A 14,248-nucleotide genomic window follows, 5' to 3' on the forward strand; every position below is an offset into this window, starting at 1 on the left:
CTGCCCGGCTCGGCGTCGCGCTCGACACGTCGGTGCCGGTGCGTGTGCTGTTCGAGGCGTCGACGGTGGCGTCCCTGGCGACCCGCGTCGAGCGATCCGCAGGCGTCGGCGCCCGGAAGGCGCTGACGGTTGCCGACCGTCCGGAGCGAATTCCGTTGTCCGCGGCGCAGTCCCGGATGTGGTTCCTGAACCGCTTCGACACCGAGTCCGGTGTGAACAACATTCCGGTCGCGATCCGGCTGACCGGAGCCCTCGATGTCGAGGCGTTGTCCCGGGCCGTGAACGATGTCATCGGCCGGCACGAGACGCTGCGCACCGTCTACCCCGAGATCGACGGGGTGGGGTACCAGCAGATCCTCCCGCCGGACGCGGCGCGGCTCGGCCTGGTGGTCGAGGACGTCGCCGAGAGCGACGTGCTGACGGTCGTCACCGAGTTCGCCGCCGTGGGGTTCGACGTGACGCAGGCACCCCCGGTGCGCGCGCGGCTGCTGACGGTGTCCGACACCGAGAGCGTGCTCGTGTTCGTCGTGCATCATATTGCTGCGGACGGTTTCTCGATGGCGCCGCTGACGCGTGACGTGATGATCGCTTATGCGGCGCGCACGCACGCGGAGGTGCCGACGTGGACGCCGCTCGCCGTGCAGTACGCCGACTACACGCTGTGGCAGCGTGATGTCCTCGGGGACGAAGCGGATCCGCAGTCCGTCGCGGCCGCTCAGCTGGACTACTGGTCGTCGACGCTGGCGGGTCTGCCGGAGGAACTGAACCTCCCGTCCGACCGGCCGCGTCCGGCCGTCTCGTCGTACCGCGGCAGCACCTACGTCTCGCGGATCACGCCGGACATCGGCCGGCTCGTCGATCGTGTCGCACAGGCTCATCGGGCGACGCCGTTCATGGTCGTGCACGGTGCTCTGTCGGTTCTGCTCGCCCGGCTCTCCGCCACCGAGGACATCGCGATCGGTACGCCGGTGGCCGGTCGTGGCGAGGAAGCCCTCGACGACGTCGTGGGCATGTTCGTCAACACCCTCGTGCTGCGGACCGGCATCGACGTCGGTGAGTCGTTCGCGGGGCTCCTGGCCCGGGTCAAGGACATCGACCTCGGCGCCTTCGGTCACGCCGATGTGCCGTTCGAGCGGCTCGTGGAGGTGCTCGATCCCGAGCGGGCGCAGAACCGGCACCCGCTGGTGCAGGTCGTGCTGGCGTTCCAGAACATGGCGCAGGCGGTCCTCGAGCTCGACGGACTCACCGCACGCGGAGTCGAATTCGATGCGCACGTCGCGAAATTCGATCTTCAGGTCACCTTCACTGCGGCCCCCGAGGGCGGGTACGCCGTCGAGTGGACCTACGCGACCGACCTGTTCGACGACGCAACCGTCGCGTCGTATGCCGAGCGTTTCGAGTGGCTCCTGACCGGTCTGCTGGCGGATCCGTCGATCGCGGTCGGTGATGTCGAGCTGCTCTCCGGAAGCGAACGCGCCGATGTTCTCGGCGCGTGGTCGACGTCCGGCGCGCAGGTGGATCCGGCGGCGACGCTGCCGGCGCTGTTCGCTGCTGCGGCCGAGTCGTGGCCGGGCAACGCGGCCGTGGTTGCCGGCGGAACCTCGCTGACCTACGCGCAGCTGTCGGACCGGGTCAACGGCCTGGCGCGCCGGCTGATCGACGCGGGTGCGGGTCCCGGATCGCTCGTGGCCGTCGCGCTGCCGCGTGACGAGTCGCTGATCGTGGCGCTGCTCGCGGTCCTCACTGCCGGTGCCGCGTACCTGCCGGTCGACGTGACCTATCCGCAGGACCGGATCTCGTACATGCTCGAGGACGGTTCCCCGGCGGTCGTGCTGACCACCACGGCGGATCGGCAGTCGATTCCGGTAGTGCCCGGCGTCGAGGTCCTCCTGCTGGACACCCTGGATCCGGCCGAGTTCGACACCCGCCCCGTGACCGATTCGGATCGGGTCGTACCGCTCCGGTCGTCGCATCCGGCGTACGTGATCTACACGTCGGGCTCGACGGGCCGGCCGAAGGGCGTCGCGGTCGTGCATCGCAACGTCGTCGAACTGCTCGCGAATGCGCAGCCGCTCTTCGGATTCGACGAAACCGACGTGTGGACGATGTTCCACTCGTACGCGTTCGACTTCTCCGTGTGGGAACTGTGGGGCCCGCTGCTGTACGGCGGCACGCTGGTCGTCGTCGACTACTTCACCTCGCGCTCGCCCGAACAGTTCCGGGAACTTGTGATGCGCAACGGGGTGACGGTGCTCAACCAGACCCCGTCGGCGTTCTACCAGTTCGCAGAGGCCGACCGCGCCGCCACGGAGGACGCCGGTGCCGACGGGCTGTCGCTGCGGCACGTGATCTTCGGCGGCGAGGCGCTGGACCTGGGCAAGCTGACCGGCTGGTTCGAGCGGTACCGTGACGGCGCGCCGCGGCTGGTCAACATGTACGGCATCACCGAGACCACGGTGCACGTGTCGTTCCTGGCGCTGACCGAGGAGATGGCCCGGTCGTCGGTGGCGAGCGTGATCGGCCGGGCACTGCCGGGCCTGCGGGTGTATGTGCTCGACGAGCGGTTGCGTCCGGTCCCGGTCGGTGTGCAGGGCCAGATGTACGTGGCCGGCGAGCAGCTTTCCCGGGGCTACCTGGGCCAGCCGGCGCTGACCGCGGGCCGGTTCGTGGCCGACCCGTATGCGCCCGACGGGGGTTCCGGCCTGATGTACCGCACCGGCGACCTCGCCCGGTGGAATGCCGACGGCCTCCTCGAGTACGCGGGTCGCTCGGACTTCCAGGTGCAGCTGCGCGGCTTCCGGATCGAGCTCGGTGAGATCGAGTCCGCGTTGACCCGTTGTCCCGGTGTCGCACAGGCCGTGGCCGTCGTCCGCCGCTCGGAACGCGCCGGCGACCGATTGGTCGGCTATGTGGTGTCGAGGGCGGGCACGACCGTCGACCCGGTCGAGGTGCGTGAGGCGGTCGGCGAGTTCCTGACCGCCTACATGGTTCCGGACGTGGTGGTCGTGCTCGATGCGCTGCCGCTCACCGCGAACGGGAAGCTCGATCGGAAGGCGCTGCCGGAGCCGGTGTTCGAGGTCCGAGAGTTCCGCGCACCGCAGACACCGATCGAGGAGATCGTCGCCGGCGTGTTCGCCGAGGTTCTCGACGTCGAGCGGGTCGGCCTCGACGACGACTTCTTCGAGCTCGGCGGCAACTCGCTCGTCGCGACCCAGGTCGTCTCGCGGCTCGGCGCCGCCCTGGACGCGCGGATCCCGGTCCGCGAACTGTTCGAGGCGTCCTCCGTCGAATCGCTGGCGTCCCGGCTCGAATCGCACGCCGGGTCCGGACGACTCGCGCTGCACGCGCAGCCGCGCCCGGCGCGGGTGCCGCTGTCGCTCGCGCAGCAGCGCATGTGGTTCCTCAACCGCTTCGACAACGAGTCCACCGCCTACAACATCCCGATGGCGCTGAGCCTGACGGGACGTCTGGACGTCGTGGCTCTGCGCGCCGCGGTTGCCGACGTGGTGGCCCGGCACGAGGTGCTGCGGACCGTGTACCCGGAGCATTCGGGTGCGCCGGTGCAGGTCGTTCTTCCGGCGGCGCAGGCGGTTCCGGATCTGGAGCCCGTCCAGGCATCGGAATCGGAGCTGCCCGGTCTGCTGGCCGAGCTGGCGGCGACCGCGTTCGACGTGACCGCAGCGGTACCGCTGCAGATCCGCTTGTACAGCCTCGGCGCGGAGCGGCACGTCCTCGCGCTGGTCCTGCACCACATCTCGGCCGACGGCTCCTCGATGGGACCGTTCGCGCGGGACCTGATGACCGCCTACGCCGCCCGCCTCGACGGCCACGCGGCGAACTGGAATCCGCTCGCGGTGCAGTACGCCGACTACGCGATCTGGCAGCGCCAGCTGCTCGGCGCGGAGGACGACGCGGCCTCGCTGATCTCGCAGCAGATCCGTTACTGGCACGATGCCCTCGCGGATGTTCCCGACCAGCTCGAGCTCCCGACCGATCGGCCGCGTCCGGCGACCCAGTCGTTCCGGGGCGGACGGGTTGCGTTCGAGATCGACGTGGAGCTGCATCGGCGGCTCGGCGCGGTCGCACGTGGAGGCAATACGACGCTGTTCATGGTCGCTCACGCCGCGTTCGCGGTGCTGCTCGCGCGCCTGTCCGGCACCCACGACATCGCTGTCGGCACTCCCATCGCCGGGCGCGGTGAGCGTGCGCTCGACGACCTGGTCGGCATGTTCGTCAACACACTCGTGCTGCGTACCGAGGTGGCTCCGGAACTGTCGTTCGGGCAGTTGCTCGAATCGGTCCGCGAGACGGATCTGAACGCATTCGCCCATGCCGATGTGCCGTTCGAGCGGCTCGTCGAGGTGCTGAACCCGTCGCGCTCGACGGCCCGCCACCCGCTGTTCCAGGTCGGGTTCTCCTTCCAGAACCTCGCCCGTACCTCGCTCGAGCTGCCGGGTCTGACGGTGTCCGGGCTCGAACTCGACACCGGTGTCGCGCAGTTCGACCTGCAGTTGTTCCTCACCGACCGGTACGACGATGCAGGGGCACCCGCCGGAATCGAGGCGGTGTTCAGCTACGCCACCGATCTGTTCGACGAAACCACCGTCGCGTCGTTCGCCCGGCGGTTCGTGCGGGTTCTCGAATCGATCGTGGCCGATCCGGCAGTGCCGGTCGGCGACATCGAGATCCTCGCACCGGACGAGCGCGACCGGATGCTGACCGAATGGAACGGCACGGCACACACGGTCCCGGACGCGACCCTGGTGTCGTTGTTCGATGCCCAGGTCGCCGCGACACCGGACGCCCCGGCCGTCGAGGACGACACCGCGACGTTGACCTACCGGGAGTTCGGTGCGCGGGTCACGCAACTCGCCCGCCGTCTGGTCGGGCTCGGGGTGGGCCCGGAGTCGTTGGTGGCGTTGGGAATGCGCCGCTCGATCGATCTCGTGGTGGGGATGTACGCGGTCTCCGCGGCCGGCGGCGCCTACGTGCCGATCGACCCGGATCAGCCCGCGGAACGCACCGACTACATCCTCGCGACCGCAGACCCGGTGTGCGTGCTCACCAGCACGCGCGACGGTTTCGCGACGAACAACAACCGTCCTGTGGTCCTCGTCGACGACCACGTCGTCGCGACCGGCGCGGACACCCCGCTCACCGGTGCCGAACGGTTCGCTCCGCTCACGGATGCCGAGCGCCTCGCGCCGCTGCGCCCGGACAACACCGCGTACGTGATCTTCACATCCGGATCCACCGGCCGGCCCAAGGGCGTCGCGGTCTCGCACCGCGCTGTCGTCAACCAGATGCTTTGGAAGAAAGCAGAATTCGATCTCGGCTCCCGGGACGCGGTGCTGCTCAAGACAGCGGCCACGTTCGACCTGTCGGTGTGGGAGTTCTGGTCGGCGCTGGTGACCGGTGCGCGCTTGGTCGTCGCCGAGGCCGGCGGGCACCGTGATCCCGCCTACCTCAACGAGGTGATGCGCACCCGCGGCGTGACCACACTGCACGCGGTGCCGTCGATGATCGAAGCGCTGATGGCGGAATCCGGGGGCGCACTGCCGCCGTCGGTGCGGCACATCCTCGCGATCGGCGAGGCACTGCCCGCGCACCTCGCGCGGGCCGTGCGGTCCGGGAACCCGGATCTGCGGCTGTTCAATCTGTACGGCCCCACCGAGGCCGCGGTGTCGGTCACCAGTCACGAGGTGAGCGACCGCGACACGGCGACCGTCTCGATCGGCGGGCCGGAGTGGAACACCCGGCTGTACGTGCTCGACGAACGTCTGCGGCCGGTGCCGTCCGGCGTCCTCGGCGAGCTGTACCTCGCCGGTACGCAGCTCGCACGCGGCTACTTCGGACGTCCGGATCTGACGGCGGAACGGTTCGTCGCAGACCCGTTCGGCCCGGCCGGGAACCGGCTGTACCGGACCGGTGACCTGGTCGCCTGGACCGACGAGGGGACCCTGCGGTACGTCGGACGCACCGACTTCCAGGTGAAGATCCGCGGATTCCGGATCGAGCTGGGCGAGATCGAATCGGTGCTGACCGCGCACCCGTCCGTGGCGCAGGCCGTCGTGCTCGTCCACCACGACGATCGGCTGGGCGATCAGCTGGTCGCCTACCTCGTGCCTGCCGCCGGCTCGGACCTCGTCGTCGACGACCTCCGGTCCGAGGCCGTTCGCGGGTTGCCGGGCTACATGGTGCCTGCCGTGTTCCTCGTGCTCGACGCACTGCCGCTGAACGTCAACGGCAAACTGGACCGCAAGGCGCTCCCGGAACCGGTGTTCGAGGCCAAGGAGTTCCGTGCCCCAGCGACCCCGATCGAGCAGATCGTGGCCGGTGTCTTCTCCGAGGTGCTCGGGGCCGAACGCGTCGGCGCCGACGACGACTTCTTCATGCTGGGTGGCAACTCGCTGCTCGCGACGCAGGTGACCGCACGGATCGGCGCGGCGCTGGACACGACCGTTCCGGTCCGGACACTGTTCGAGGCGTCGACGGTCTCGGCGCTGGCGGCTCGTGCGGAATCCGGCGTGGGATCGGGGGCACGCCCGGCGCTGGTCGCACGGCCGCACCCGGAACAGGTTCCGCTCTCGCTCGCCCAGCAGCGCATGTGGGTGCTCAACCGGATGAATCCGGCGTCCGCTGCCTACAACATTCCCGTCGTGCTGCGGCTGTCGGGTCTGCTGGACGTGCCGGCGCTCGGGGCCGCGGTCCGGGACGTCTTCGATCGTCACGAGGTGCTGCGCACCCGCTACCCGGACACCGACGACGGACCCGTGCAGGAGGTCCTGCCGGTCGCCGACGCGGCGCCGCTCCTCTCGGCGGTGGAGGTCTCCGAGGCGTTGTTGCCGACCAGGATCGCCGAGATGATCGGTACCGGGTTCGACGTCACGACGAGCGCGCCGGTCCGAGGCCGGTTGTTCTCGGTCAGCCCCACCGATCACGTCCTGGTGATGGTGATCCACCACATCAGTGCGGACGGATTCTCGATGGGACCGCTCACCCGGGACGTGATGACGGCCTACGCCTCGCGCCTCGACGGCGACATCCCGACGTGGTCGCCGCTGCAGGTCCAGTACGCCGATTACGCGCTGTGGCAGCGGGAGATCCTCGGAGACGAGAACGACCCCGAGTCCGCGCTCGCGCGCCAGCTCGACTACTGGTCGAACCGGCTCGCCGGCGCGCCCGAACTGCTCGAGCTGCCGGCGGACCGGCCGCGGCCCGCCCGGTCGTCGATGCGCGGCGCGGAGTACGAGTTCGCGCTGGATGCGAACCGGGCCGAGCTGCTGGACAAGGTTGCGCGTGAGCACAACTCGACGGTGTTCATGGTGATGCACGCCGCGTTCGCGGTGTTGCTGTCCAAGCTGACCGGGACCGGCGACATCGTCATCGGAACCCCGACCGCCGGTCGCGGCGAGGCCGCGCTCGACGACCTGATCGGCATGTTCGTCAACACTCTCGCCCTGCGCACGGAGGTCGAGTCGAGCGCCGAATTCGTCGACCTGCTCGCGCAGGTGCGCGACCGCGATCTCGGGGCGTTCGGCAACGCCGACGTGCCGTTCGAGCGTGTCGTCGATGCGCTCGGCCGGCGCCGCACCACGGCGTACTCACCCGTCGTGCAGGTGCTGTTCGCGTTCCAGAACACGGCGCCGCGATCGCTGCAGCTGCCGGGACTCGAGGTGTCCCTCGTCGAGGGCAACTTCGACCAGGCGAAGTTCGACCTGCAGCTCAGCGGCGGCGAGGTGTTCGACGAGCACGGCCGCACCGGGGGCATCCGGTTGTTGTTCACGTATGCCACCGACCTGTTCGACGAGGCGTCCGTCGCCAAGTTCGCGCAGCGGTACCTGCGGGTTGTCGACGCGGTCACCGACAACCCCGGCGTCGTGGTCCGCGACATCGACATCCTCGACGAGGAGGAACGCGCGAGCCTGACGCCGCAGCGGAAGCCGACCGCCGCGGACCTGCCCGAGCTGGCGGCGGCCGCGGCCGCCGTCCGGCCCGACGAGGTCGCGCTGACCCACGGCGACGCCACCGTGACCTTCGGTGCGTTGAACGACAAGCTGGTGTCGGTCGCCAAGGCGATGGGGGCGACGCTCAAGCCGGAGGCGCAGGTCTCGGTTGCCCTCTCCGGCCTGGTTCCCGGAATACTTCCGGCCCTGGGCGTCGACGGATATGCCGCACTGATCGAGTCACTCATCACCCAGGCGCAGCGCTTGGCGACACAGAGGAATAGGTAGATGGCGGTTCGGAAGCCCGGTCAGGAATCTCTCACGATCGAGGACCTGCCGCGGCTCATTTCAGAGGTGGCGGCGGTAGCGCCGGATCGGGTGGCGCTCTCGCACGGTGACACCACCGTCACCTACGGGACGCTCCACGACGAACTCACGGCCCTCGACACTGCCATGGGCGGAGCGCTCGGTCCCGACGCGCTCGTTCCGGTGGTTCTGTCGAACCTCGTTCCGGCGCTGCTCGAGTCCGACGCGGACGGTGGCCTCGCCGGTGTCGTCGAGACTCTCGTCTGCGACTCCGGTGATGTCGTCGGCGTGCCGGTTGCCACCGCGCGGGTAGCCGAGACCCTGCCCGCTCTGTTCGACCAGCAGGTCGCCCGCACACCGGACGCGATCGCCCTCGAATTCGAGGGCGAGACCCTCACATACGCGCAGTTCGACGCCGCCGCGAACCGGATGGCCCGCTACCTCGTCTCGATCGGCGTGGGTCCGGAGGCGACCGTCGGACTCGCGATCCGGCGATCGCTGGATCTGCTGATCGCGATGTACGGCATCGTCAAGGCCGGCGGTGCCTACGTCCCGCTCGATCCGGACCATCCGGCCGATCGCATCGCCCACGTTCTCGCCGCAGCACGGCCCGTCGCGGTTCTGACGACCTCGCGAGACGGAATCGCGGTGCCCGCGCACGTTCCGCTCCACGAGGTGGACCGGCTCGACCTGACCGGTTTCGCCGCGGCACCGCTCACCGATTCCGACCGCACCGGCCCGCTGCGCCCCGACAACACGGCCTACATCATCTTCACGTCGGGTTCGACCGGCCTTCCCAAGGGCGTGGCCGTCGCCCACCGGGCCATCGTCGCGAACCTGCGCTGGCGTCAGCGCGAGTACGGATTCACCGAGTCCGACATCATCCTGCAGAAGACGCCGTTCACCTTCGACGTCTCGGTCTGGGAATTCTTCTGGCCGCTGCAGGTCGGAGCCCGACTCGTCGTCGCGCTGCCCGACGGCCATCGCGACCCCGAATACCTGGCCCGCACGATCGCCGACCGAGGTGTGACCGCGCTGCACTTCGTGCCGTCGATGCTCGCGGTCTTCGTCGCCGAGCCTCTCGCTGCCCGGACCGATTCGCTGCGGTACGTGTTCGCGTCCGGTGAGGCGCTGCCCGCGCAGACCGTCGCCCGCTTCCACGAAATCAGCTCGGCGTCGCTGCACAACCTGTACGGCCCGACCGAAGCCGCCGTCGACGTCACCTACTACGCCACCGCGCGCGGTGACCGGACGATCCCCATCGGTGCCGCCGTCGACGACACCGGGCTGCACGTGCTCGACGATGCGCTCCGGCCGGTACCTGCGGGCGTGCCCGGCGAGCTGTACCTGTCGGGTGTGCAGCTGGCGCGTGGTTACGTCGGTCGGCCGGACCTCACCTCGGATCGTTTCGTCGCCGACCCCACCGGCCGCAGTGGCGAACGCATGTACCGGACGGGCGATCTCGTCCGGCGGCGTCCGGATGGGCAGCTCGACTACATCGGGCGTGTCGATTTCCAGGTCAAGCTGCGCGGACTGCGCGTCGAGCTCGGCGAGATCGAATCGGCGATCCTCGGTCGTGAGGACGTGTCCCAGACCGTGGTGGTCGTCCATTCCGATCCCGTCACCGGTGATCATCTCGTCGCCTACGTCGTGGCGGCGGATGGAGCCTCCCTCGACACCGCCGAACTGGCCGCCACCGCCCGCGACCGGCTCCCGGACTACATGGTCCCGAACCTGTTCGTCCAGCTCGACGAATTCCCGCTGAACGCCAGCGGCAAGCTCGACCGCAAGGCCCTGCCCGCCCCCGACTTCACGTCCGCCCGGGAATACCGCGAGCCGTCGACGCCCGCCGAACAGACGGTCGCGCAGATCTTCGCGGACCTGCTCGGCGCGGACCGGGTCGGCGCCGACGACGACTTCTTCGAACTGGGCGGCAACTCGCTCATCGCGACGCGGGCCGTCGCCCGGATCAATTCACGGTTCTCGGTGCACGTCGAGGTCGGGGAGTTCTTCGACGCGCCCACCGTGGCCGATCTGGCACGCCTCGTCGACGAGGCCGCCGACCGTGGCACCGGGCCGCGTCTTCCGCTGCGTCCGATGCCGCGCCCCGACCGGGTGCCGCTGTCGTTGGCGCAGCAGCGCATGTGGTTCCTCAATCAGCTCGAGCCCGACTCAGCGGTCAACAACATCCCGTTCGCGCTGCGGTTGTCCGGTCTTCTCGACCGGCACGCTCTGCAGATCGCGGTCGCCGATGTGCTGGCGCGGCACGAGGTGCTGCGGACGATGTACCCGGAGGTCGACGGCGTCGGCTACCAGCAGATCGTGCCGACCCGGCAGGTGATCCCGGACCTGAGTCCGGTGGCGGTGTCGGAGCACGAGGTCGCCGAGCGCATCGCCGAGAAGATGGCCGCGCCGTTCGACGTCACCCGGGCAGTCCCGTTCTGGGCGGGGCTGTTCGAGATCAGCGCCACCGAACACGTCCTGGCGTTCTCGGTACACCACATCGCCGGGGACGGCTTCTCGATGGGCCCCCTCAGCCGGGACATCATGATCGCCTACGCCGCGCGCTCGGCGGGTGAGTCGCCCGATTGGCAGCCGCTGACCGTACAGTACGCGGACTACAGCATCTGGCAGCGGGAGATGCTCGGATCGGAGGACGATCCGGAGTCGCTCGCGGCACGCCAGATCGACTTCTGGAGGCGCGAACTCGCGGACCTGCCCGACGAGCTTCCGTTGCCCACCGACCGGCCTCGTCCCGCGGTGGCGACCAGCCGCGGCGACCTGCTGCGTTTCGCGGTGGATGCGAAGCTTCGGAATCGACTGAACGCGGTTGCGCGGGAAAACAACTCGACGCTGTTCATGGTCGTGCACAGTGCGCTGGCCGCGTTGTTGTCACGGTTGTCGGGTTCGAGGGACATCGCGATCGGTTCGCCCGTGGCGGGGCGCGGCGACGTCGCGCTCGACGACCTGATCGGCATGTTCGTCAACCCGCTCGTCCTGCGCTCGACGGTCGATCCCGCCGAGCGGTTCACCGAGTTGCTGGCCCGTGTCCGGGCCTCGGACCTGCGTGCCTTCGCCAACGCGGAGGTTCCGTTCGAGCGGCTCGTGGAGGTCCTCAATCCCGTTCGGTCGCAGTCCCGTCACCCGCTGTTCCAGGTGGCGCTCGCGTTCCAGAACATGGACAACACCCGGCTCGAGCTGCCCGGTCTGACCGTCAGCGGCGTCGAATTCGATTACGACCTGGCGAAGTTCGATCTGCAGATCACGGTTGCGGACCACCCCGGCGGGGGCGCCGACCACGGTCTGCTCCTCGAGATGTCGTACGCGACGGACCTGTTCGACACCCCGACCGTCGAGTCGATCGCGGCGCGGTTCGTGCGTGTGCTCGAAGCGGTCGCCGCGGATCCGGCGGCCGTGGTCGGCGACATCGAACTGCTCGACCCGGCCGAGCGGGATGCGCTCGTCGCCGGCGTGGACGCGACCCGGCACGACATCGACGCGTCGACGACGTTGCCGATGCTGTTCGAGGCGCGTGTCGCCGAAACGCCCGACGCGGTCGCGGTGGTGTCCGGCGGGCAGGCCCTGACCTACGGCGAGTTCGCCTCCCGGGTCAACCGGCTCGCGCGTCGGCTGATCGCGCAGGGCGTCGGGCCCGAGGATCGGGTCGCGCTGGCGATGCGCCGGTCCGCGGACCTGGTGGTGGCGATGTACGCCGTGCTCGCCGCGGGCGGCGCGTACGTGCCCGTCGACCCGGATCAGCCTGCCGACCGGATCGAGTACATCCTCGACACCGCCGCACCGCTGTGTGTGCTGGTGACAGACCCGGCCGACGTTCCGCGGTATGGCGATCGGACCGTGCTGGCCGTGGGGGATGTCGATCCGGTGTTCTCCGACGCGCCGGTCACCGACGCCGAGCGGCGGTCGATGCTGCGTCCGGACAACACGGCATACGTGCTGTTCACGTCCGGCTCGACGGGCCGGCCGAAGGGCGTGTCCGTGGCGCAGCGCTCGGTGGTGAACCAGGTGCTGTGGCTCTCGGACCGCTTCGGGATCGATTCGTCCGATGTGGTGCTGCTCAAGACGCCGGTGACCTTCGACGTGTCCGTCTGGGAGTTGTTCTGCACGTTGGCTGCCGGTGCACGCATGGTCGTCGCCGAGCCGGACGGACACCGTGACCCGGTCTATCTGGCGCAGTTGATCGACGAGCAGTCGGTCACGATGGTTTCGTTCGTGCCGTCGATGCTCGGCCCGTTCGTCTCGGTTCTCGGGTCCGGTGGCGCAGCCTCGCTGCGTGCGGTGCTCGTCGCCGGTGAAGCGTTTCCCGCGTCGACCGCCGCGCAGGTCCGGGCGGCGATGCCGTGGGCGGCACTGCACAACCTGTACGGTCCGACCGAGTTCACCGTGCACGCCACCGAAACCGAGGTACGACCCGACGAGGCTGTCACGATCGGCCGTCCGGTGTGGAATTCCGGTGCGCTGGTGCTCGATTCGCGTCTTCATCCGGTTCCGCTCGGTGTCGCGGGTGAGTTGTATCTGTCGGGTGTCCAGCTTGCCCGCGGGTATCACGGCCGCGTCGATCTGACGAGTGACCGTTTCGTCGCCGATCCCTACGGCGCGCCCGGTGAACGCATGTACCGCACCGGCGACCTGGTGCGACGCAACGTATCCGGTGATCTTGTCTATCTCGGCCGCACGGACTTCCAGGTGAAGTTCCGCGGTCAGCGGATCGAGCTCGGCGAGATCGAGACCGTTCTGGCCGCCGATCCGTCCGTGTTGTCGGCGGTGGCGCTCGTCCACGACTCGTCGACCGGCCAGCACCTGATCGCCTATGTCGTACCGGTGCCGGGGGCGGCGTTCGACGCCGCCGCCGCACGCACGGCCGCCGCGGAGGCGTTGCCGTCGTACATGGTTCCGTCGGTGATGATGGTGCTCGACGAGTTCCCGCTCAATGCGTCCGGCAAGCTCGACCGGAAGGCGCTGCCGGAACCGGTTTTCGAGGCCCGCGAGTTCCGTGCCCCGACCACCCCGGTGCAGGAGATCGTCGCGGGAGTGTTCGGTGAGGTGCTGGGCGTCGAGCGCGTCGGCCTCGACGACGACTTCTTCGAACTCGGCGGCAACTCGTTGATCGCCACGCAGGTGGCTTCGCGGCTCGGTGCGGCGCTCGATGCCCGCATCCAGGTTCGGACGTTGTTCGAAGCGTCGACGGTGGTGGATCTGGCGGCCCGGCTGGAATCGCACGTCGGTGCCGGTGGCCGGGCAGCTCTCACGTCCCAGGTGCGTCCGGAGCGGATTCCGTTGTCGCTGGCGCAGTCCCGGATGTGGTTCCTGAACCGGTTCGATCCGGAGTCGACCGCCTACAACCTGCCGATGGCGCTGCGCATCTCGGGGGCGCTGGACGTCGAGGCGCTGCGCGCGGCGGTCACCGACGTGGTGGCCCGGCACGAGTCGCTGCGCACGGTGTATCCGGAGACCGCGGACGGTCCCGTCCAGGTCGTGCTGCCGGTAGCGCGGTCGGTTCCGGAAGTCGATGTCGAACAGACCGCGGCGGAGCATTTGCACACTGCCGTGGCGGCCTTCGTGGTGCGGCCGTTCGATGTGACAACCGAAGTGCCCCTGCGTCTTCGACTGTTCGATCTCGGCGGCGACGAGTTCGTCCTTGCGATGGCGGTGCACCACATCTCCGCGGACGGTGCATCGATGGCGCCGTTCGTGCGGGATGTGATGGTCGCGTATACGGCTCGGGTCGGCGGTGGTGTGCCGTCGTGGGAGCCGCTTGCGGTGCAGTACGCGGATTACGCGTTGTGGCAGCGGTCGGTGCTCGGGTCGGAGGACGACCCGTCCTCGCTGATCTCGCAGCAGTTGGCGTTCTGGCGTGGCGCCCTGGCGGGTTTGCCGGATCAGTTGGAGTTGCCGACCGATCGTCCGCGTCCGGCGGTGCAGTCGGTGGCGGGTGCGCGGGTGGATGTGGTGGTGCCGGCGGAGTTGCACGGGCGGTT

General features: G+C 69.3%; 2 protein-coding genes. Both read left to right on the forward strand.

The window, feature by feature from the left end; translation table 11 throughout:
- Nucleotides 1–8,234, forward strand: an 8,234-nt coding sequence (locus RZ1_RS28120) for a non-ribosomal peptide synthetase (RefSeq protein WP_072816103.1), incomplete at its 5' end; no start/stop codon positions are given.
- A partial coding sequence (locus tag RZ1_RS28125; RefSeq protein WP_139282042.1) for a non-ribosomal peptide synthetase occupies nucleotides 8,235–14,248 on the forward strand: 6,014 nt, incomplete at its 3' end. It abuts the gene before it with no gap.

Origin of the sequence: Rhodococcus zopfii NBRC 100606 = JCM 9919, from assembly GCF_001895025.1 — a bacterium.
Lineage (GTDB): Bacteria > Actinomycetota > Actinomycetes > Mycobacteriales > Mycobacteriaceae > Rhodococcus > Rhodococcus zopfii.